The 23,805-nt window shown below is 30.7% G+C and carries 20 protein-coding genes, 1 other RNA gene and 1 riboswitch; of the genes, 4 read left to right on the plus strand and 17 right to left on the minus strand.

Features of this window, described 5'->3' with window-relative positions:
• Positions 1–89: 89 nt before the first annotated feature.
• Entirely contained in the window at positions 90–773 is a 684-nt protein-coding gene (locus KTC92_RS10505) for a response regulator transcription factor (protein WP_220287489.1), read from the minus strand.
• A gap of 441 nt (positions 774–1,214) precedes the next feature.
• Here KTC92_RS10505 and KTC92_RS10510 point away from each other — a divergent pair, with 441 nt between their 5' ends.
• Entirely contained in the window at positions 1,215–2,270 is a 1,056-nt protein-coding gene (locus KTC92_RS10510; protein WP_220287491.1) for a 3D domain-containing protein, read from the plus strand.
• A 206-nt stretch (positions 2,271–2,476) separates the two neighbouring features.
• Here the strand turns inward: KTC92_RS10510 and ssrA are convergent.
• The 7 genes from ssrA to KTC92_RS10545 all read right to left on the minus strand — a co-directional run bounded on the left by ssrA (position 2,477) and on the right by KTC92_RS10545 (position 11,401).
• Positions 2,477–2,830, minus strand: a transfer-messenger RNA (tmRNA) gene (ssrA, locus tag KTC92_RS10515).
• A gap of 225 nt (positions 2,831–3,055) precedes the next feature.
• The gene (gene smpB, locus KTC92_RS10520) at positions 3,056–3,556 is read right to left on the minus strand and encodes an SsrA-binding protein SmpB (RefSeq protein ID WP_216302283.1); all 501 of its coding nucleotides are present in this window, start codon (positions 3,554–3,556) and stop codon (positions 3,056–3,058) included.
• Between the two features lie 178 nt (positions 3,557–3,734).
• A complete protein-coding gene (rnr, locus tag KTC92_RS10525; RefSeq protein ID WP_216302284.1) occupies positions 3,735–5,921 on the minus strand; it encodes a ribonuclease R in 2,187 nt (728 codons plus the stop codon).
• Positions 5,922–6,407: 486 nt separating this feature from the next.
• Positions 6,408–7,124, minus strand: coding sequence for a pseudouridine synthase (locus tag KTC92_RS10530; protein WP_220287493.1), 717 nt, complete (start codon positions 7,122–7,124; stop codon positions 6,408–6,410).
• 131 nt (positions 7,125–7,255) lie between these two features.
• Complete coding sequence (locus KTC92_RS10535; RefSeq protein ID WP_220287495.1) at positions 7,256–9,262, minus strand: triple tyrosine motif-containing protein; 2,007 nt, start codon at positions 9,260–9,262, stop codon at positions 7,256–7,258.
• Positions 9,263–9,596: 334 nt separating this feature from the next.
• Positions 9,597–10,034, minus strand: a complete 438-nt coding sequence (locus KTC92_RS10540; RefSeq protein WP_216302287.1) for a YaiI/YqxD family protein — start codon at positions 10,032–10,034, stop codon at positions 9,597–9,599.
• A gap of 17 nt (positions 10,035–10,051) precedes the next feature.
• On the minus strand, positions 10,052–11,401 hold the full coding sequence (locus tag KTC92_RS10545; RefSeq protein ID WP_216302288.1) for a glucose-6-phosphate isomerase: 1,350 nt from the start codon (positions 11,399–11,401) through the stop codon (positions 10,052–10,054).
• A gap of 386 nt (positions 11,402–11,787) precedes the next feature.
• Between KTC92_RS10545 and KTC92_RS10550 the strand changes: the two genes are divergently transcribed.
• Both KTC92_RS10550 and KTC92_RS10555 read left to right on the plus strand, forming a co-directional pair.
• On the plus strand, positions 11,788–13,068 hold the full coding sequence (locus KTC92_RS10550; RefSeq protein ID WP_216302289.1) for a glycoside hydrolase family 18 protein: 1,281 nt from the start codon (positions 11,788–11,790) through the stop codon (positions 13,066–13,068).
• Between the two features lie 298 nt (positions 13,069–13,366).
• Entirely contained in the window at positions 13,367–13,558 is a 192-nt protein-coding gene (locus KTC92_RS10555) for a hypothetical protein (RefSeq protein WP_165412559.1), read from the plus strand.
• 172 nt (positions 13,559–13,730) lie between these two features.
• On the opposite strand, the gene KTC92_RS10560 is transcribed toward KTC92_RS10555, so the two are convergent.
• From KTC92_RS10560 to groES, 8 genes are all read right to left on the minus strand, one after another.
• Complete coding sequence (locus KTC92_RS10560) at positions 13,731–14,984, minus strand: hypothetical protein (RefSeq protein ID WP_220287497.1); 1,254 nt, start codon at positions 14,982–14,984, stop codon at positions 13,731–13,733.
• Positions 14,981–15,340: a hypothetical protein gene (locus tag KTC92_RS10565; RefSeq protein ID WP_220287498.1), complete on the minus strand. Its 360-nt coding sequence runs from the start codon at positions 15,338–15,340 to the stop codon at positions 14,981–14,983. The genes KTC92_RS10560 and KTC92_RS10565 overlap by 4 nt, the downstream gene beginning before the upstream one ends.
• Entirely contained in the window at positions 15,333–15,512 is a 180-nt protein-coding gene (locus KTC92_RS10570) for a hypothetical protein (protein WP_220287500.1), read from the minus strand. Before KTC92_RS10570 ends, KTC92_RS10565 begins: the two co-directional genes overlap by 8 nt.
• Positions 15,513–15,676: 164 nt before the next feature.
• On the minus strand, positions 15,677–16,126 hold the full coding sequence (locus KTC92_RS10575; protein ID WP_220287502.1) for a hypothetical protein: 450 nt from the start codon (positions 16,124–16,126) through the stop codon (positions 15,677–15,679).
• A 321-nt stretch (positions 16,127–16,447) separates the two neighbouring features.
• Entirely contained in the window at positions 16,448–17,977 is a 1,530-nt protein-coding gene (guaA, locus tag KTC92_RS10580) for a glutamine-hydrolyzing GMP synthase (RefSeq protein ID WP_216302343.1), read from the minus strand.
• A gap of 73 nt (positions 17,978–18,050) precedes the next feature.
• Positions 18,051–19,505, minus strand: a complete 1,455-nt coding sequence (gene guaB / locus KTC92_RS10585; RefSeq protein ID WP_165412563.1) for an IMP dehydrogenase — start codon at positions 19,503–19,505, stop codon at positions 18,051–18,053.
• A gap of 153 nt (positions 19,506–19,658) precedes the next feature.
• A riboswitch (purine riboswitch) is annotated at positions 19,659–19,756 on the minus strand.
• 200 nt (positions 19,757–19,956) lie between these two features.
• A complete protein-coding gene (groL, locus tag KTC92_RS10590; protein ID WP_220287504.1) occupies positions 19,957–21,585 on the minus strand; it encodes a chaperonin GroEL in 1,629 nt (542 codons plus the stop codon).
• A gap of 78 nt (positions 21,586–21,663) precedes the next feature.
• Complete coding sequence (gene groES, locus KTC92_RS10595) at positions 21,664–21,951, minus strand: co-chaperone GroES (RefSeq protein WP_165412565.1); 288 nt, start codon at positions 21,949–21,951, stop codon at positions 21,664–21,666.
• Positions 21,952–22,243: 292 nt separating this feature from the next.
• On the opposite strand from groES, the gene KTC92_RS10600 reads away from it, so the two are divergent.
• Positions 22,244–22,954: a TIGR01906 family membrane protein gene (locus KTC92_RS10600; protein ID WP_220287507.1), complete on the plus strand. Its 711-nt coding sequence runs from the start codon at positions 22,244–22,246 to the stop codon at positions 22,952–22,954.
• Positions 22,955–23,069: 115 nt separating this feature from the next.
• On the opposite strand, the gene KTC92_RS10605 is transcribed toward KTC92_RS10600, so the two are convergent.
• On the minus strand, positions 23,070–23,783 hold the full coding sequence (locus tag KTC92_RS10605) for a TVP38/TMEM64 family protein (RefSeq protein WP_216302293.1): 714 nt from the start codon (positions 23,781–23,783) through the stop codon (positions 23,070–23,072).
• Between the last annotated feature and the right edge of the window lie 22 nt (positions 23,784–23,805).

Consider the following 23,805-nt stretch of genomic DNA (forward strand, 5'->3'; position numbering starts at 1 on the left):
TTTATCCTTCATATAAATAACTATATCTTTCTTGTATCTTAAGAAAAAGTCAACCATCTAGAATTTTCATCCAAACAGTTGACTTAATATCATAATATTATATATCCAATGCCTTTTTGTGTTATTATTAAATCTTTTATTCCAATTTGCTCTATGCGGTTTCTTAATCTATTAATATTAACAGTTAAAGTATTCTCATTAACATATATATCATCATCCCAAAGCTTTTTCATTAGTTTACTTCTAGAAACTCCTTTTCCCTTATTCTCTATGAGAGAATGCAAAATGATTATTTCATTTTTTGTAAGTTCTAAGGAATTTCCATTATATAAAAGAGTTGTGTTGTCTAAATTTAATAATAAATCATCACATTTTAATACTCTTGTTTCTTCATTTTTATACTCATATGTCCTTCTTATAATAGCTTGTAGTTTTGCAATTAACACATTTGAATCAAAAGGTTTTTGAATATAATCATCTCCACCACTATTAATTGCCATTACTATATCCATATTACTATCCCTTGAAGATACAAATATGATTGGTGTTTTAGATATTTCTCTTATATTTTTACACCAATAAAAGCCATCACAAATTGGAAGGTTAATATCCATAAGAACCACCTTAGGTTCACATTCTTTAAAGCACTCTATTATTTTTTCAAAATCTTCACATACGGTTACTTCAAATCCCCATTTACTTAGAATATTATTTAACACTTCACACATGTTTTTATCATCTTCAATTATCAATAATTTATATGTATTATTCATTTCAACGCCCTAACCCATCCTAATTTATTCCTTTGTCTATTATACAATTTTGTTCTTGAGCTATTGTTATTATACCATCTTTCCTCCCAAAAACAAAAGATAGTTATCTCTTGAAATATAAAAGCCCCCGACAACTATATCACTGTCCATTGGAAGAAGTGAATGATATAAGTAAAAAGTTTGCATAAAGATTAGAAATAATTGTATAATAAATTGTAGGAATAGTTTGTCCTAATTGTGGTTGTGTAATTTTCTATATTGATAACCATATAGAATGGTGTCAATTTTATATATATTATTGTCTAACATAGCCTAAAATTTAAAAGAGGTATTAATTAGCCTTTTTTTAACCATATTCACTTTGCAACATAATTCTTTACAACATTATAATATAATAAAAAATATTATTAATATTTATAGCTATTTTAAGGAGGTTCATGTATGAAAAAAAAAATAATATCTGTTGTTATGATGCTAACAATAACTATCAATGTCAATACTTTTGCTGCGCCAAGTACTAATGAAACATCTGAATTAGAACAAGTTCAAAGCAGCAAAAAAGCTTTACAGATAAAAGCAAATAATTTTGACATTGAAATTGATAAAGTATTAAATAAAATTGACATTAACAAAGCTAAAATGAATGACATAGCTCAAGATATAAGAAAAACGCAAACTAAATTAGAAATTGTAGAAAAAAACGCTATCGATCAAGAAGCCTTGTTTGAAAAAAGAGCAAGAGCTATGTATATAAATGGTTCAGATGGTTATCTTAAGGTAATTCTAGATTCAACTAGTTTTAGTGATGTTATATCAAGGGTAGATACACTTGAAAGGATAATAAAGCATGACAGAAAACTCATTGATGAAATAAAAAAACAAAGAAATTCTATAATAAAACATAAAGCCACTTTAAATAATGAAAATGATAAATTATCAGTGCTAAAAACAAATAATGAAATTATTCTAACAAAATTAAGTAAAGACATAAAAGAACACAAGGTGCTTATTAGCAACGTAACTAAAAAAGAAACTAAATTAATCGCTGACAAAAATGCAAAAGAATTAGCTGATGCGAGAATAAAAGAATTAGCCGCTGCAAAAATAATAAAAAAGCAAGCAGCAACAAATTCCATTACTATATCTAGACACTTAGATTCTGCTAAAAGTGCACCCTCTAAATCTGATGCTATCCCTAGTGATGCATCAAAATCAAATAACTACTTCATTATAGAATCGACCGCATATTCAACGGATGGTTTTACAGCATCAGGTTCTAGGACAAGCAGAAATCCAAATGGATACAGCACTATAGCTGTGGACCCTACAGTTATACCAACGGGCTCTAAGGTTTATATAGAAGGCTACGGATATGCTATTGCATCAGATACTGGTTCCGCTATTAAAGGTAATATCATCGATGTATTTTTTAATACAGAAGCTGAAGCACTTAATTGGGGCCGAAGAAATGTAAACATCCGTATAATAAATGACTAATAAAGATGGTGTAAATTGTTTTAATTGAGCCCACTTAATTAGACATTACTCTAAAAAACGAGTTATTCCTAAGCCATATTCCTATATTCTATAGGGGTGTGGTTTTTTAATTTTAAGGAATGTTATTGAAGTCTCTCATTCTGCCTTTACAATGCGTTAATGCATAAGAAAACCCTCAACTAAAATTAATTAGTCGAGGGTTTCACTGGTGGAGGCGAGGGGTGTCGAACCCCTGTCCGAAAGCCATAACACCTAGGCATCTACGAGCGTAGTCAGTACTTTAAAATTCCCGTCTCCTAACCCCTACTGACGGGGTTTAGGTTCCGGTAGCTTCATATTTTCCGTTCCTGGGTCAAAGCTTTCCCAAGCTCGGTTCACCGCTGTCGGCGCCCTATCCTAAGTCGCGGTATTCAAAGGTAAGACGTAGCAGAACTAAGCTGCTAGTGCTAAATTATCGTTTGCGTTTAAATTGTTCCAATAGTTTTTTAACGCGGGTCCATAGGTTCCCTCGGCTCGCTTCCTCGATGCAACGTACCCCCGTCGAAACCAAGTACGCCCCCTAATATGTCAAAAGATTAAACTAAAATCTTTTGTACTACAATAATATATAACTATTATTGCATGTAATTACGCAAATTTAAATTATTAAATTTTTATGACCCATAAATTAATTAGATATCAACTGCTAATCTAATTTCTTGTTACTTACTATAAACCTAATGATACACTATATTATATCCTTTATCAAGTGCTAATATCATGGAATGTATGTGCATTATTGCTAGTTATCTCATTCTCTCTTTTATCTGCCTATCCATGTCTCTCTTAGCATCTTTTTCTAGCATCGCATCTCTCTTATCATAGTCTTTCTTACCGCGAACAATACCAAGATTAACTTTTACCTTAGTATCCTTAAGATATAGGGATAATGGAACTAGTGTAAAACCCTTTTGAGCCGTAAATGATGCTAGTTTATTTATTTGCTCTTTATGAAGCAATAATTTTCTTACTCTTAAAGGATCAGTGTTAAATTGATTCCCATTTTCGTAATGACTAACATGCATATTTTTTATAAATACTTCACCATTTATAACATCTGCATAAGCATCTTTTAAGTTCGCTTTTCCAGATCTAATAGACTTTACTTCTGTACCAACAAGCGCTATACCAGCTTCCATTGCTTCTTCTATAAAATAATCATGTCTTGCTTTCCTGTTTTCTGCTAGTGTTTTGTTTTCCGATTTCTTTGCCACAATTTCACCTGCTTTATTCTTATTAATATACATAAGAACACATTATATATATTATGTATAATACATATTATTATACTATACTATGTATTCTTTTTCAAGAAATGCATGGATTATTTTTACAATATATCTTTTAAATATAATACACAGAAGAAGCTATTAACCTCTTCTGTGTATTTTAAAATTATTCTATATTATAGTCTTCTTTTTTTGACTACTCTTCCTTTATAAGCTCATTTAAATCACTAACAGAGTATTCAACTTCTTGGTCTTCTTCTTTCTCTTCATCAGCTTCAATTATATCAAAATAAACTTCATGTGAAGTTAAATCAACTTTACTAACTACAATTCTTACTTCTTCTCCTAGTTTATACATTTTCTTAGTTCGCTCACCAATAAGGGTTAAATGTCTTTCATCGAAGACATAATAATCATCATCCAAGCTAGTCATATGAACTAACCCTTCTACAGTATTAGGAAGTTCAACAAACAATCCGAAATTAGTTACTGAGGATATAATACCATCATATTCTTGACCAATTCGCTCACTCATATACTCAGCTTTCTTTAAGTCATCTACTTCTCTCTCAGCTTCCATAGCTACTCTTTCCATATCTGATGATTGTTTTGACGCTATCTCTACTTCTCTACCTAATCTATCTGTTCTCGCTTGACTTAATCCTCCATTTATAACTTCTTTAATTATCCTATGGATCATTAAGTCAGGATATCTTCTAATTGGTGATGTAAAATGACAATAATACTTGGCTGCTAACCCAAAATGCCCAACACATTCTGGAGAATATTTTGCTTTCATCATAGAACGTAATAATAAAGTGCTTAGTACCATCTCTTCTTTTTGGCCTTTTACTTTTCCTATTACTTCCTGAAGCATTCTAGGATGTATATCCTTTCCCCACTTCATAGAATATCCTAAATTATGAGCAAATTCACTAAATCGCATTAATTTTTCCTCATCTGGATCCTCATGAATTCTATATACAAATGGCACATTTAGCCAGAACATATGCTCAGCTACAGTTTCATTAGCCGTTAACATAAATTCCTCAACTAATCTATTTGCAATAGCTCTCTCATAAGGTACAATGTCTACAGGCTTTCCTAATTCATTTAATATTATTTTACACTCAGCGAAATCAAAATCTATAGCGCCCCTATTCATTCTCTTCTTATTAAGAATTCCACATAACTCTTCCATATGTTTAAAATCTTCATATAAATAATCATATTTTTTAATAGTTTCGGCGTCTTTATCCCTTAGTATTTTAGTAACATCTGTATAAGTCATTCTCTCATTAGTTTTTATAACACTTTCCATTATTTCATGATCTACACATTTACCCTCTTTATCCATTTCCATAATACAACTAAGAGCTAGTCTATCTACTTTAGGATTTAAACTGCAAACCCCATTAGATAATTTTTTAGGAAGCATTGGTATAACCCTATCAATTAAGTATACTGAAGTTGCTCTTTTAAAAGCCTCTTTGTCCAAAGGATTTTTATCTTTTACATAGTGAGAAACATCTGCTATATGAACTCCTAAACGATAGTTTCCATTATCTAAAATTTCAATAGACACAGCATCATCTAAATCTTTAGCATCCTCGCCATCTATGGTTACCATACGTAAATCCCTTAAATCTGTTCTGCGCGTATATTCTTCTTGTGGAATCACTTCGGCTATATTATCGGCATATGCTTCAACATTTTGTGGGAACTCCTCTGGTAGCTTATGTTTTTTAATTATAGTTAATATATCGATGCCCGCGTCACCTTTGCTTCCGAGAATTTCTATAATTCTCCCCTCGGGATTTCTTTTTTGTCCTGGCCACTGAGTTATTTCAGCTATTACTATTTGCCCTGTTTTTGCACCATTTCTTTCTGATTTAGGAACAAATATATCCTGAGCAATCCTCTTGTCATCAGCTACTACAAACCCAAAATTACTACTGTCCTCATAAGTTCCTATTATTGTTTTATTAGACCTTTCTATTACTCTTACAATTTCACCTTCACATTTTTTCCCGCTATTTTCTTCCTTTAAAACTTTTGCAAGAACTTTATCACCATTCATTGCTCCATTTAAATTATCCGCAGGAATAAATACATCTGGTCTTTCTACTTCTGCTATTACGAATCCAAAGCCTCTTTGATGACCTTGGAATTTACCAATTACAAGACCCATCTTCTCTGGAATACCATAATATTCGGCATGTGTTCTAACCACATCCCCATTTGTTTCCATTTCAGCTAATAAATTAGAAAACCCTTTTATATCCTTTTTTTTAATATCGAATACTCTAGAAAGTTCTGCTATATTCATAGGCTTATATGCCTGCTCTGTCATAAAATTTATTAAATTTTCTTTTATCTCCATAAGATTTCCTCCTATCTAATTTTCATATTGATATATTTTTCAAATTTTAAAAAATATTTAGTATTGCTTTAGTTTCTCACTAAATGTTGTGTTAAATTATTCATGTGTTTCTATATTTACTCGCTTTTATTATAATCCAAAAAATACATCTAGTATATACTATGTGCTTATATACTTCCCTATTATCAAATAAAAAATGCTCACATTAAATAATGCTATTTAATGTGAGCATTTTATCGAAATATGTTATATCAAGAATTCTTCACAAAAATCGACTTTTTTATACAAAATAAAACAGCCCTTGGGGTTGGGCTGCTTTAAACAAATAAAAAGGGGGCTATTTATTTCTCTATTTAACTTTACTACTTAATTATATTAAATTTAACTAATGTTTGCAAGCGTTTTTTACAAATTTAATTCTAATAATATTTTAAAATAAAGACATTTTACTTATTTTTTTCATAAAAAATAATATTATTAACTAAATTAAACCTGTTTTAATAAATCCAACTCTTCTTCCGACAATTCTCGATATTGTCCTTCAGATAAATTTTCATCTAATTTTAATGGTCCAAAACTAATTCTTCTTAAAAATGCAACATTTTTATCAACACTTTCGAACATTCTTTTTACCTGATGAAATTTGCCTTCTTGAATAGTAATCATTACCTCAGATCCATTTTCATCTGCATTTAATACTTTTAATATGGCCGGCATGCATTTATAACCATCATCTAATACAACACCTTTCTTAAAGGTGTCTATATCCTTTTGATCTACAAATTTATTAATCTCGGCATAATACGCCTTATCTACATGATTCTTAGGTGCTATCAATTTATGATTTAATTCACCATCATTAGTGATTAGCAATAACCCTACTGTGTCTTTATCCAATCTTCCTATAGGAAATGGATTAAAAGCATGGTATTCTTGATCTATTAAATCAATAACAGTTTCATCATACTTATCTACTGTAGCAGAAACTACCCCAGCTGGCTTATTCATGACTATATATATGTATTTTCTATATGTTATTTCTTCACCAGCTACCTTTATTACAGCCTTATCCGGATCAATTTTCATTGTATTATCAGAAACTATTACTCCATCGACCTCTATTTTCCCTTTTTTTAACAACGCCTTCACTTCTTTTCTTGTTCCATGGCCTAAATTTGATAATATTTTGTCTATTCTTTCCATATCTATTCATCTCCTTAACTATTTCTAAAACTTCAGGTAAATTATCACCTACGGTACTATTCATCTTCTTCGAAGCTTAACATTAAATCTTTTACTCATAAAAAAAACAGCCTTTAAAAGCTGTTTTAAAGTTATTCTTTTACTTCAATCTCCATTATATCATAATCTTCATATGAAATACTCTTATAAGAACTTTTTGATAATACTAGTATTCTGTAAATCCCTTTAGTAAAAGGCATAAAGATGTAATCATTTTTCCTGCTAAATTTTTGTACCAAACTCCAGTCTCCTTTTTCCATGAGATAGACCTCATATTCAACATTCTTGCCACCCTTACTTTGTGCTACAAATGTTATTGTTTCATTAGCCATAAAATTTGCCTTATCACATAGAATCTTTGTATCTCTTACAGGTAGCGTCTCATGTATTTCTATTCTTATTTCCTTCTTACTATCATATGCATTTGTGCTCAATTTATTCTTTGCTAGAAGTTCTATTAAATAGTTTCCACTACATTTAGGTTTAATCTCATAATTTTTATGTTCCACAAAATTTGTTTGTTCTACTAAATGACCATCTATTTTCAAAACGTAATTCACAAGAGTATTTTTTGTATTTTCAGATATAACTTGGAGAGAAATAGTATCTCCAACCATAAAGTATTCTCTTGTTGGCATTAATACATAGTCTATTTTAGCTGGAATGCATTCTAAAGCTTGAATACATAGAACTTCGTGACAATCAAATTTCCTTTTGGAATATTTATCTTTTACTCTTACCTCCAGTTTGAACTTTCCACTCTCCTCTGGCGTAAACTCTAGAAAATCACGTGTTCCAAATTGTATTTTTTCTATCTCTTTATCATCTTTAGAAATTATAAAACTATATCTTAAAGAATTTCCTCCTGTTGCTTTGACTTTTACATGAACTATTTGGCCTATTAGTACTGTCTCTTTATTATCCAAAATTATATCATCAATAACCACATTTTCATTACCTATATCGTCAATTAGAAAATCTAAAGAACCTTTCTTCTCATATTCTCCTTTAAAAGATGCATCCTTCACCCATAAGTAAGCTTTATATTCTCCCGCTTCTTTTGGTATCCAAAAAAAATTATTTTCTCTAATGTAACCAGAATCCTCTATGCATTTTCCATCAATTTTGAATTTATATAATAACTCTTTCCCACCTCTAGCAATACACTTAAAAATTATAGGAGTGCCACATACTTGCGGTGAGCTTAAATCACTAGTGAAACTATGTATGTTTATTTCTTCATAAGGTTTAACGCTATAATGAATCAATGCTCTATCATCAAATTCATGAATTGAATACATATCCTTTGCCATACATAGTAGCTTATAATCACCCTTGTTTTCTTCAACATAACTAACTAATTTCTTAGTTGAATAATCTTGTATGCATTTGGTATTCCCCTTAGGATTAATTTTTACAAATTTGTACAAAACCATTCTGTTATCCCCATAGTTTGCCTCCACCTCAAAAACTAGTTCCGCACCTTCTACCATACCATCCGTCAAACATTTAAAACTTACAATTTCTACTGATTGTATGGCTTGTACATTAAATCGTATTTTCATAGAGTCATCAAATGTATTTTTTGAATCTAAATTCCTGCATTCTACCAAAAACTCTTGCTCTCCACAATATTTTGAAGTCCAAGTCAGTATATTTTCTGATGAATAGTCTTTTATAAGTAGCCAATTCCCCCTTTCATGTACCCAATATCTATACATAATAGGAATCTTTGTGGCATCTACTGTTAAGGTGACTTTTTCACCTGCCATTATTTCTATTTTATCTATGTATATATCATTTATTAACTTTTCGTAAGCCTCGCCTACCAGGTAATCTGTTTTTGACATATAATCAAAGGGCTTCTTACTTTCTTTTCTTTTAGCTTGTACCATTATGGAGTACTTACCATCTGCCTGTGGCTTCCATATAGCATCCCTGGCTCCACTTAATTTCTTCAAAGTAGTCCATGTTCCATCAATCCCTACAAGAAATTTATAGTTCAAATTATCCTCTAATATATTTTCAACACTTATTCCGATTTCTTTATATTTTTCTTCAGGGTTTTCTAAGCTAAACGATATATTCATTTCATTCATTTAAATTCACCTACCTTTATAAATAAGCTATACAATACAAAAATATTATTAAAAAACCAATCTCTATACTGAATATATTATACTATAATTCCATTATTTGTAACAGTGTATATTCCATATTTTTTCTTTTATATATAGACATAAACTTTCAATGTTTTATTATAAAATAATAAAATTTAAAATTTCATAGCTATTTATGTATTAAATTCGTCATTATAATTTGAACGTTACACCCAAAAATTCATCTCATGACTGAATTCGCGATTATTCTTTTCAAAAATATAAAAATAGCTAGTAATTTTTATTACTAACTATTTCGTATATTCTAAGTGCATTATTGCGTTTTTAGAATCAATTTAATTAAATTGTTATAAAGCTTTTCATCATCTTCATTTGTTCGTTTTTTAGGACCAAAGGTTTTACCTCCGCTCCGTCTTAGTTTGCCGGATAAATGCCTCTCAAATAATAATTTATCAATATTATCATCATCATATATATGTCCTTTAGGGCCTATTGCATATGCACCTTTAGCTAAAACCATAGCAGCAACCCCAAAATCTTGAGTGATTACTATGTCATTAGATTTCGCCTCATTAGCTACTTTCATATCAACACTTTGAAATCCACTATCAACATACCTTATCGAGGCATAATCGCTACTCAAAATATGATTAATATCACAATACATAATAAGCTCTATAGAGTTTTCCTTAGCTGCCTTTTCTATTAGCTGTTTACCAGGGCAACCATCTGCATCTACAATAATTCTCATATGATTTTTCTCATTTTTTAAAGCCTTTTTTCGAGTGCTGCTTTGGTTTCTTCATATCCTGATTTTCCAAGAAGAGCAAACATATTTTTCTTATATGCTTCAACTCCTGGTTGATCAAAAGGATTCACACCTAATAAATATCCGCTTATTGCTAAAGCCTTTTCAAAGAAATAAACCATATGTCCAAAATTATACGCTGTTAATGCTGGCACATTTAAAATAATGTTAGGTACACCCCCATCATTATGAGCAAGTACTGTTCCTTGGAAAGCTTTTCTATTAACAAAATCCATAGTTTTACCTGCTAAAAAGTTCAATCCATCTAGATCTTCACTTTCCTTTTCTACTACAACTTCTTTCCTTGGCTTTTCTACATTAATAACTGTTTCAAATATATTTCTTACACCCTCTTGAATATACTGTCCCATAGAATGCAAATCTGTAGAGAAATTAACTGATGCTGGGAATATTCCCTTTTGGTCTTTTCCTTCACTTTCCCCACAAAGTTGTTTCCACCACTCACCAAAATATTGAAGTGATGGCTCATAGTTAACTAAAATTTCTGTAACCTTGCCTTTTCTATATAGTGCATTTCTAGCTGCTGCATATTTATAACAATCGTTATTGTTTAAATCCTCTACACTGTATGCTTCTCTTGCATCCGCTGCACCCTTCATCATTTCATCAATGTCAATGCCCGCTACTGCTATTGGAAGTAAACCTACAGCTGTTAACACTGAGAATCTTCCTCCTATATCATCCGGAATCACAAAAGTTTCATAGCCTTCTGCATCTGCTGATTTTTTTAGAGCTCCTTTAGAAATATCTGTAGTAGCAAAAATTCTTTCTTTAGCTCCTTCTTTTCCGTACTTCTTTTCTAATAATCCTTTTAATATTCTAAAAGCAATAGCTGGTTCTGTAGTAGTTCCTGATTTTGATATTACATTTATAGAAATATCTTTTCCTTCTACAGCATCAATTAAATCTGCCATATATGTAGAACTTATATTATTACCTGCAAAGAATATTGCTGGCGCCTTTCTCTTATCGCTTGAAAGACTGTTATAAAAACTATGACTCAACGTTTCTATAGCCGCTCTAGCTCCTAGGTAAGAACCACCTATTCCAATTACTATTAAGACTTCAGAATTATTTTTTATCTTTTCTGCTGCCTGTTTAATTCTTTTAAATTCTGATTTATCATAATTTAAAGGAAGGTCCATCCATCCTAAAAATTCATTCCCCGCACCTGTTTTATCTGCAAGCATTTTGTGTGCAGCAGATACCATTGGCTGTAAATAAGAAACTTCATGTTCACCTAAATATGGAATTGTTTTGCTTAAATCTAATGATAAAATTTTTGCCATTAATATTCCTCCTTGCTTATATCTTGAAGCAAAACAATCATTGATTATTTTGCTCATCGCATTGCATTGCCTCGCTAAAACAATATACTATAATTTTAGTTTATTCATTTAAATAAATCAAGTTTTTTAATAAAATTTTGTATTTATAACAAATTTTGTTATTTTTATTTATTAAAACTTTAAAAATTAAACTTAAATATAAAAGTCCCTAAAATTGGAGTCGCCTATACATGATAGCTATAGTATTATCTGTGAATGCTTCATTTATTCTAGTGACTTTTCCAAATAATTGACCGTGACTTTATTCACCATAAAAATATAGTAAGTACTCCCTTGTATTGTATAGCATATATTAAATTATATTACTATAAGAGGTGTGATTTTTTTTGATTATTCATGTTGTAAAAAGTGGTGAAACCTTATATATAATTTCTAAATTATATGGAGTTCCATCTAATAAAATTGCTTCTGATAATGAACTTGCAAACCCAGATGAACTTGTGGTAGGCCAAACGCTTGTAATACTTCAAGTCACAAGAAAACACAAAATTCTTCCTGGTCAATCACTTTACATGATAGCTAGAATGTATGGTGTAACTATTTCAGATTTATATGCTGCAAATCCTAACCTTAAAAATTCTATACTAATTTATCCTAGTGAAATTATTATTATACCACCATCAACGCAAAAATTAGGCTCACTTGAAGTTAATGGCTATGCACTTCCTACTACGGATATGGATGTTCTCGCAAAGACTCTTCCAAGTCTCACATACCTTAGTATATTCAGTTATCAGGTGCTGCCTAATGGAACTCTAAAAGGAATAAATGATGTCCCCTTAATAGTTGCTGCTAGAAAAGCTAAAGTAGCTCCTATGATGGTAATTACGAATTTAGAAGAGGGTGGTGGTTTTGATAGTGACCTAGCCCATATTATACTTACAGATGAAAATATACAAAACACTTTATTAGATAACATAGTCAGCATCTTGGAAAATAAAAATTATTACGGTTTAGCTATAGATCTAGAATATATTTTCCCAAAAGATAAACAAAGCTATAATGATTTTTTACGCAAAACAGTAATCAAACTAAAGGCTTTAGGCTATATTGTTACTACAGCTTTAGCCCCTAAGCCAAATGGTGATATAAAAGGATTACTTTATGAAGCGCATGATTACCCATTTCACGGTGCCATAGCTTCCCATGTTATACTGATGACTTATGAGTGGGGTTATACTGCAGGTCCACCAATGGCGGTGGCTCCAATTAATGAAGTAAAAAAAATCCTTGATTATGCTGTAACCGTAATTCCAAGTAAAAACATCTTTATGGGCATACCTAATTATGGGTACGTTTGGACTTTACCTTATGTAAAAGGAACTAAAGCAACTGTACTCGGTAATGTAGAAGCAGTTGATCTTGCGAGAAAGGTATTTGCATCTATTCAATATGACTATACCGCTCAAGCACCGTTTTTTAACTATTACGATTCTAATGGCAAAAGACATGTAGTTTGGTTTGAAGATGCTAGGAGTATGAACGTCAAACTTAGGACTGCTAATGCATATAATTTAGGCGGGGTTAGTTATTGGACTATTGGGAAATACTTCCCTCAAGCCTTTCTAGTTCAAAATTCATTATTCGATGTAAAAAAGGTAATTTAGTTAAGCGATTGTTATTTCAAATAAGAATTAAGAGTTTTTCTTTGATTATGCTATAACCAAAAGGATATGTTGCTAAGATGCTTTCTGCGCAACATATCCTTTTTGTTTACTTAAGAGTGCATTTTTTGTATTTTATTGTATTATAGTAAATATTGAATTAAAATTATTAAAGGTATATATTATAACTATACCATATATTTACATCAATTTTATGTAATTGGTATTTTCACAACAGATTTATCACCTCCCTATTTTATGGGATACCTAAGGAATAAAAATTAAGGGAGGTGAGAATTAAATGTCGGAGATTACCCAAATGTTCAAGCTGTTTTGTATTACCTCAATAGCTGTTCTTGGTATAACTTCCGCAGTAGTATTTTTTTCAAAAGATAGAATAAGTTTTAATATAAAAGCGCGTACCAAACTACCTGATCAGTCCGAAACAGAATTTGGTATCGAAGTTCATAAGGATGATAAAAAAACAAAATAGATAGTTATGCGTACTATCTATTTTTTACTACTAATTCTTAATCTGTTGTGTCCTCTGGTATCCCTATTTTATTAAATAAACTAATTGTATTATATGCAATTTATCCATAAAGTGTGCATGTTTTTAAGAATTCAGTAATATATTTATTCGCCCAGCGATTTTGCTTATATTATCACCATTTTAACTTAAAAGTTCTTGGCGCTACTCTATATGTTAAAATCAACGCAACTACCATATATACAATAGTTGTTATAATAATCCCTGCTGTGAAATAATATGAAGTCGTCTTAATTTGAAGACACGTATAGCTACCGATATACATAACCATGTTTACGAATTTAAATAAGGGACTTTTCACTGTTAACCCTGCTGTATAAGGCTGCAATACATAGTACATGAACAAATGATGTATTGAGAAGAAACAAGCTAAACAAATAATACACAAAAATAGTGGTATCATTCCAATAAGCTGGGAGCTATAACCACTAGCTAATATAATACAAATTATAGCAGAACATAAAGTTAAAGCCGGTATCAGGTTAAGAATAACTACCCTCTTAAGTCTTGAAGTGAAGTTGGATAAAATCACACTTGCCTCTCGGTAATAGCCTTGTCTTAATAGGCTTGCATCACAATTAAAAAACATAGCCTTGCAAATTCTTTCTCCCGTTGACATGCTGTACATTATAAATACCAATGGGGGAATGCTTTTTTTAATTATGTTCACTATATCCACCCTTTTACTCGGCATAAAAATCACAAAGTACATGGTAATTAAAAATATAAAACCTATAAAGACGACTCTTTCCTTTACAGGTTTTACCATTTTTCTTCTAAAACGAAGAAAAAATAATGAGTTTAAATATTCATAGCCCTTCTTTTGGTCATATTTTTTTGTATTTAATTCTTCCTTACTCATTCTCTTTTCATCCAATTTCACAGTTGAAAAAGTCGCTTGATTTCTAATAGCCTCTACATCAAATAAACTATCCTTATTTAATAAATCTTTTGCTATTAAAGTATATTCCTTAAATTTCCATAAGTATATAAAAGCTGCCACGCCTAGAATTAATACAATAATCGCCACTAAAGCATTTAATAATATTAAATTAAAATCAATAGTAACTCTTAATAAAGGTAGTGCATAGGCAAGGACAAGTCCTCCTATGATTACTAGTGACATAAATAAATCTTTATGTTTTTGTATTATTTCTGTCTTATCATATATAAAAAGCTGTAGCCCTTCTTCTATCAATCTAAATGCTATTATTTCCGCTACAAGCACCATAGCTTTTAATGGTGAAAATCCTATTATTAAACCTATAATTATTACTGGAAGAACAAAGTATATAAAGTCTGTTATATTTTTATATACTATTTCTCCAAGATAGTATTCTCTTGCGTCAGCTCTCATTAGTGTTATCATATTAAAGGCCGCTTTGTTGGTTTTATCAAAATTACATTTTTCATAACTGGTCCCAAAATAAAGCTTAAAAAGAAAAGAATATGTAAAAAATAAGGTTGTAACTTTGCTATATCCTTAGTCATTAAATAGGATGGCAAAATAATCATTACACCTAAATATATAGTTTTTCCTATAAACCCACCTAGCACTCCTAAAATTTCACGTATAACCCCTATAACCAGTTTAGCATGGGTTCTTTTATACAAATTTTCAGGAATTTTTTTACCCAAAATTGGTATCCTTTTAAGAAAATATATAAAAGTATTAGCCTGCTCTGCAAAAGATACCTTAAAACTATTTATAAATGTACTAATCATTTCCTCCCTCCTTTAAAATCTCCATGATTTTCTCTTCAAATTCAGGACTCTTTAGAACCTCACTATCCACTTCTTCTAAAATACAATTATTTAAAACCAATATTTCAAGGCCAACACCAGTACTTGCCTTTTTACTTCTAGAGTCATCACACTGATAAAATGGTAAAAACACTTTATCTTTATCTCTTATGTTACACCAGTTATGCCAATAAATATAGTAATAATTGTCTTATTAACCATAATAATTCTCCCTTTCTCTAATTCCCTAATTTAAAATAAAAAAAGGTTCAGCCTAAGCCAAACCACTTTATATGCTAATTACTAATTATAGGATAATTATTCTTTGTATTTCTCAATATATTCTAGAAGTGCCATGCTAACTAAATCCATACTTTTATACTCTTTATATGTCTCTGCAAAATCTTTAAACTCCCCCCAAACTTCTGAATATAATCTAATAGTAGTCGTCATCTTAAATTCTCCATTAAGTATATCTTCATCAATTTTTAATTCTTGTGGTTGCGGTATATCAATTATAGTTTTATGATCCTTTGTTTGCTTTGATGTTTGTGTTTGTGTTTCTGTTTCGATTTCAGTTTTATCTGACCCTGTTTTCAGCTCTTTTACAAAGTAATAAGCTGAATCAATAGCTTCCTCTACATTATCCGCATTAAAACTCACACAAGGGATTGTATCCTGCAAAATCAAACAAAACTTAGCATTTGATTGAATTTCTATTTTATATCCTGCATCTATTAATGTTTCTAATTTATTCGTTTTTTTCACACCCTTTTCTTATCTATTTACTTTTCGAATAATTTTTTATTAACTCATTTTGGTGATATATTACATTTTGCTATTGCTCTCTAATATTTATAAATTTATTATGCCACAATTTAATATATATTATGTTTTATAATTACCTTCCTATACATCAATTAAATCATCTCCTACGGATCTGCAATATTTTTCTTGTTTTAAACTTATATCCCATACTTCAAAAACATAAAAAAAGGTGTTTATGAAATACTAATTTAATAGTATGTTTCATAAACACCTTTTGTTAACTTATTTCATTAATATATATAGGTATAACAACGTTCATACCTATTCCCACTCAATAGTTGAAGGTGGCTTAGAAGTTACATCATAAACAATTCTGTTTACTCCTTTAACTTCATTAACAATTCTTCTAGAAACTATATCTAACACTTCATATGGTATTCTAGCCCAATCTGAAGTCATTCCATCTGAACTAGTTACAGCTCTTAGGGCAACCGTATGGCAGTATGTTCGTTCGTCTCCCATAACTCCAACAGATTGGATGTTTGGTAGACATGCAAAGTATTGCCATATTTCACTTTCAAGTCCAGCTTTAGCCACTTCATCTCTGAATATTGCGTCTGCTTCGCTAGTTATAAATAATTTTTCAGGTGTTATTTCTCCAAGTACTCTTATAGCGAGACCTGGTCCTGGGAATGGTTGTCTCCACACTAAGTAATGAGGAATTCCAATCTCTTCTCCCACTGCTCTAACTTCATCTTTAAATAATTCTCTTAAAGGCTCTATTAGTTTAAAGTGCATATCTTCTGGAAGTCCGCCAACATTATGATGACTTTTTATAGTAGCTGAAGTAGCAGTACCACTTTCAACTACATCTGGATATATTGTTCCTTGAACAAGGAAATCTAATTGTCCGAGTTTATTAGACTCCTCTTCAAAAACTCTTATAAATTCTTCTCCAATTATCTTTCTCTTTTTCTCTGGATCACTTACACCTTTAAGCTTACCTAAGAATCTCTCTTGAGCATTAACCCTTATTATGTTCATTTTAAATTCGCCTTTGAATATTGTTTCAACTTGATCGCCTTCATCTTTTCTTAAAAGGCCGTGATCTACAAATACACAAGTTAACTGATCTCCTATTGCTTTATGTACAAGCACTGCTGCAACTGAAGAATCTACGCCTCCTGAAAGAGCACAAAGTACTTTTTTATCTCCAACTAGTTCTTTTATAGCCTTGATTTTTTCCTGCGCAAAAGATGACATTGACCAATCGCCTTTAACCTCGCAAACATCATATAGGAACTTTCTAATCATTTCTTCACCAAAAAGAGTATGTTTTACTTCTGGGTGAAATTGAACTCCATAGAGTTTTTTAGAAACACTCGCCATAGCAGCTACTGGACAATCTTTAGTAGTTGCAATTATATCAAATCCTTCTGGTACTTTAGAAATATGGTCTGTATGACTCATCCAGCATTGATTCTTTTCTATTCCTGCAAAAATAGTAGCATCTTTGCATAGGTCAACTTCTACTTTTCCGTATTCTCGAACATCAGGTGTTATAACTTCTCCACCAAATACTCGAGCCATTAGTTGAGCACCATAACATATTCCCAAAATAGGAATACCTAGTTCGAATATTTCTTTTTCAACCTTTGGAGCACCTTTTGCATATACACTATTGGGTCCGCCGGTGAATATTATTCCTTTTGGATTCATGTTTTTTATTTTTTCGGCAGAAGATGTATATGGTATTATTTCGCAATAAACATTATTCTCTCTAACTCTTCTTGCAATAAGTTGATTATATTGACCACCAAAGTCAACAACTAAAATTAATTCTCTATTAATCAATGTTTTTCCTCCTGTACACTTAAGCTTTATACTTAGCTATTTATATATATTTTATCTATTCTCATCTATACTAGTTGTTCACGCTATAATTTGGCGCTTCTTTTGTAATTGACACATCATGTGGATGACTTTCTCTTAGCCCTGCTGATGTTTGGACAACAAAGGTTGAAGTCTCAAATAATTGCTCTAGCGTTTCAGAACCTAAATATCCCATTCCTGAACGTATACCGCCTATCATCTGATATATAGTTTCTATAACACTTCCTTTGAAAGGTATTCTTCCTTCTACCCCTTCTGGAACTAACTTTTTATTTCCTTCTTGGAAATACCTATCCTTACTTCCGCAAGCCATAGCACTTAGAGAACCCATGCCTCTATATACCTTATAGCTTCTTCCCTGATAGATTTCCATTTCACCTGGAGCTTCCTCACAGCCTGCAAACATAGAACCCATCATTACCACTTTAGCACCTGCTGCTAATGCCTTAACTATATCTCCTGAGTATTTTATGCCGCCGTCTGCAATAACAGGAACTCCATATTTATTCCCCTCTTCAACGCAATCCATAACTGCTGTAAGTTGTGGAACTCCTACTCCTGCTACAATCCTTGTAGTACAAATTGATCCAGGACCTATCCCTACTTTTACACAATCCGCTCCTGCCTCAATTAAATCTCTGGTTGCCTCACTCGTAGCAACGTTCCCTGCTATTATTTGAAGTTCTGGGTATACAGCTTTTATTTTTCGCACTGCATCCATTACTCCAAAAGAATGTCCATGAGCTGTATCTATAGTTATTACATCTACTCCAGCTTTCACTAAGGCTGCTACTCGCTCCGCTATGTCTACAGTTACACCAACAGCTGCACCACATAATAATCTTCCTCTAGAATCCTTTGCAGCATTCGGAAATTTTATGGTTTTCTCTATATCTTTTATAGTAATAAGTCCTCTTAAATAATTTTCGCTATCTACTAAAGGTAACTTTTCTATTTTATGTTTTTTAAGAAGTTCTTTAGCTTCCTGCATACTTGTTCCTTCTGATGCAGTAATTAGATTTTCACTTGTCATTATATCTTTAATTTTCTTACTATAATCAGTTTCGAAAACAATATCCCTATTAGTGATTATTCCAACTAATTTACCATTTGTTGTAATTGGAACTCCTGATATTCTATATTTACTCATTAGTGCTAATGCATCTTCTAAAATATTATCTGGAGATAAGAAGAATGGATCTGTAATTACACCATTTTCTTGTCTTTTAACTCTATCCACTTCAATAGCTTGGTTTTCAATACTCATGTTCTTATGTATAGTTCCTATTCCACCCTCTCTAGCCATAGCAATAGCCATTCTAGACTCAGTAACAGTGTCCATACCAGCACTCATTAAAGGTATGTTAAGTTTTATTTTTTTCGTAAGGTAAGTAACTAAACTAACATCCTTAGGTAATACTTTAGACTTATTGGGAACTAGCAATACATCGTCGAAAGTATATGCTTGTTTTAATATTTTTGCCATTTAATTAACACCCTTTCACAATTTTATTTTACATTCGTCTTTATAATTAGCATAAGAATATTTATATATACGATATTTTAAAATAAGGTATAAAGTATAAAAAGGCATACTAATCCTACCTTAACTAAAGTAAAATTAGCATGCCAAAAATAAGCTCATACTAAGATTACTCATAGTCGGAAATTTACGGCTTCCGGTAGATACTCCTTGCCATATTCAAGGTATATATGAGTAGCGTAATTGTTCTTTGAATTTGTTATTACAATAATGATAGTTAATGTTTAAGCATTTGTCAATGAATATTTCTAGTATGTTCATGAACTAGTTCGCGAACATACTAGAAACATAATTATAAGGCTTAACAAAATAAAAAAAATTAACTAAGGCAAAACCCTAGTTAATTTTTTATTTGAATATACTTTATTTATAATAATTATTGTTCAAATTATTTTTAGTACATTCCATCCATTCCCATTCCTGGTGCGCCACCCATTGGTGCTGAATTCTTTTCTGGAATATCTGCAACTGCAACTTCAGTTGTTAAGAATGTTGCTGCAACAGATGCTGCGTTTTGAAGTGCTGATCTTACAACTTTTGTTGGATCAACAATCCCAGCTTTTATCATGTTTACCATTTCTCCACGTAAAGCATCATATCCATTTTCTCCAGCGCTTTCTCTTACTTTTTCTATTATAACTGAAGCTTCAGCGCCAGCATTTGTAGCTATTTGTCTTAATGGTTCTTCTAATGCTCTTTTAATTATGTTAATACCCACTTGAACATCTGGTGTATCTGATGATAATTTTGCAATCTCAGAAATAGCATTAATATAAACTGTTCCACCACCAGGAACTATTCCCTCTTCAACTGCTGCTTTTGTAGCTGCAAGAGCATCTTCTATTCGGAGTTTCTTTTCTTTTAATTCAGTTTCAGTAGCAGCTCCAACTTTTATTACAGCTACTCCGCCTGCAAGTTTAGCAAGTCTTTCTTGTAATTTTTCTCTATCAAAATCTGATGTAGTTTCTTCAATTTGCTTTTTAATTTGGGAAACTCTATCATGTATTGTATCTTTTTCACCCCTGCCATTTACTATAGTAGTGTTTTCTTTAGATATTTTAACACTTTCTGCTTTTCCAAGCATGTCAACAGTAACATCTTTTAGTTCTCTTCCTAATTCTTCGCATATAACTTCTCCTCCAGTTAGGATTGCTATATCTTGAAGCATTTCTTTTCTTCTGTCACCAAAACCTGGTGCTTTAACAGCTACACAAGTAAAAGTTCCTCTTAATTTATTAACAACTAATGTGCTTAAAGCTTCACCCTCAATATCTTCAGCAATTATTAATAACTTTTTGCCTTGTTGAACGATTTGCTCAAGTATTGGAAGTATGTCTTGTATATTAGTAATTTTCTTATCAGTTATTAAAATATATGGCTCATCAAGATTTGCTTCCATTTTTTCTGCATCTGTAACCATATATGCACTTAAATATCCTCTATCAAATTGCATTCCTTCAACAACATCAAGTTCTGTTCCCATAGATTTTGATTCTTCTACAGTTATAACACCTTCGTTGCCTACTCTTTCCATAGCATCAGCAATTAGAGCTCCCGTTACTTCATCACTAGCTGATATAGCAGCAACTCTCGATATATCTTCCTTACCATTAACTGGTTTAGAAGATTTTTTAATTTCTTCAACAGCTTTATCTACAGCCATTTTTATACCAGTTCTTATTAACATTGGATTGGCACCAGCTGTAACATTTTTTAAACCTTCTCTTATTATAGCTTGGGCAAGCAATGTAGCTGTAGTTGTACCATCTCCTGCTACATCATTTGTCTTTGTAGCAACTTCTTTAACAAGTTGTGCTCCCATATTTTCAAATGCATCTTCTAGCTCTATTTCCCTAGCTATAGTAACACCATCATTTGTTATTAATGGTGATCCAAACTTTTTATCTAAAATAACATTTCTTCCTTTAGGTCCGAGTGTTATTTTAACAGTGTTTGCAAGTTTATCTACACCTCTTTGCATAGCTCTTCTTGCTTCTTCTCCAAACAATATATCTTTAGCCATTTTAAACCCTCCTATACGACGCTAATGATTAAATAATCATTTACTATCAATTATTATTTAATTATTATTACGTTAATGTTATTTTTCAATTACAGCTAATAGTTCATCTTGCTTTAATATGATATACTCAATACCATCATATTTTATTTCACTTCCTGAATATTTAGAGAATAATATTATATCCCCTGCCTTAACTTCCATTTTAATTACTTTCCCATCTTCAACTTTTCCTGGTCCTACTGAAACTACTTCAGCCTCTTGTGGTTTTTCCTTTGAAGCTCCTGCAAGAAGTATTCCACTTTTTGTAGTTTCTTCCGCCTCTAATCTTTTAATTAACACTCTATCACTAAGTGGTCTAATATTCATTTTAAACCCCTCCTTATATATTTTTGTTGTTTTTGTTAGCACTCATCACATCTGAGTGCTAATGAGTTCTATACCTAATATTTTAATTAATAATCATTATAATATCAACTTCACCTATTCCATATATTATACCATTTATACGCAACTAAACTATATTATGTTTAGTTATCACTGCATTATATAGTTTTTCTCTTGTTTACTTACTTTTTAATGAAATTATAATTTTAGCACATTTTTATTATCATTGAATATATTTTGATTTATTGTTAAAATCACTAATAGAGGTGATTTTATGAATAGTCTATATAAATGGTTTAATAACTATTTTTTTAGAGACTCCATTTTCAGAAATGTAAAAACGCTTATTAAATTTTCATTCAAAACGTTTTTTATCTTAAGTTTTACTTTTTCTTTTATAATTTTAAGCATAAATCTTACTTTGCTTTTTAAACCATTATACTATATGGATATTGATGTTTTAAAAATTGAAGAATCTTCTAATTTAAATAAAAAGGAACTAAAGACTAATTATGACTATGTAATCACATATTTAACTCAAAATAAAATTGAAGAATTCACTCTTCCAACGCTACCTTCATCCAATAATGGTAAAATTCATTTTAAGGAAGTTAAAATAATATTTGATAATCTTAAGGTAATGCTATTTTTCTCCATATTAATAAGTATTATAGGTATAATCATAAATAAGAGACACAAAACAATAAGATACTTGTTAACTAGTTCCATTTTTCTTATTATCGTACCTATAATATTACTTATACCCTTTTTAATTAATTTCGATAAAAGCTTCACTGCTTTTCATCATATTTTCTTTAAAAATGATTACTGGTTATTTGATATTGAATACGATCCAATAATAACGATCCTTCCACAGGATTTTTTCTTCCATTGTGCAATATTAATAATTATTTTGATTACTATAAGTAGCATAATATTAAGGTGTATATATAAATCACAATATAAAAAGCTACGCTCTTTATAATATTTATAAAAAGCTACACTCTTTATAATATTTATAAAAAGCTATACTCTTTATAATATTTATAAAAAGCTATACTCTTTATAATATTTTATAAAACATGTGTTATCGTAACTTTTTAATAAGATTTTTTCTTTTTAATTACATTTTTTATTATAGTATTTCCTTTAAAAATCCCTACTATTGATATAATACTCATTGTTATGCCTATAGTTATTAAACTTGTAACATCCCATGCATCTATTTTTTGACCAAAATAAGAAGAAATAAAAATCCCTGGAATTCTACCGAGTGTTGAATATATAAAGAAATCTTTAAAAGAAACATCAGATACTCCACATATGTATATTAGAGCATCTTTAGGTATTCCTGGGATTAAAAAAAATATGAATATAACATTTTTTTTGCTTCCTATTTTTAATATTTTTCTAAAAAATTTCACTTTCTTTTTTAATAACAACTTCTCCACAAAAGGCCTACCATAACTATTAGCAATAAGATATACTATTATACCTCCTAAAGTAATACCCATTAAAGATATTATACCGCCTAAAAATGCACCGAAAATATATCCTCCAGCAATTTGTATAAATTCTCCTGGAATAAAAAAAACTACTACTTGTAAAACCTGCATAAGAATGAAAATTAAAACACTGAAATTTCCATAAGAAAGAATAACTTCTTTTAATATATTCGGATTTCTCAATATATATGAATACTTGAAATAATATTCATATCCTATGTATGCGAAAGCTAGCAAAACTGCTGATAGTAATATATATTGTTTATATCCTGATACCTTCATTCTAATACTATTCCACATTCTTTTCATTGTTTTTCATCCTCTTCACTCT

Source organism: Clostridium sp. CM027, assembly GCF_024730565.1.
In the GTDB taxonomy this organism is placed as follows: Bacteria; Bacillota; Clostridia; order Clostridiales; family Clostridiaceae; genus Clostridium_AD; species Clostridium_AD estertheticum_B.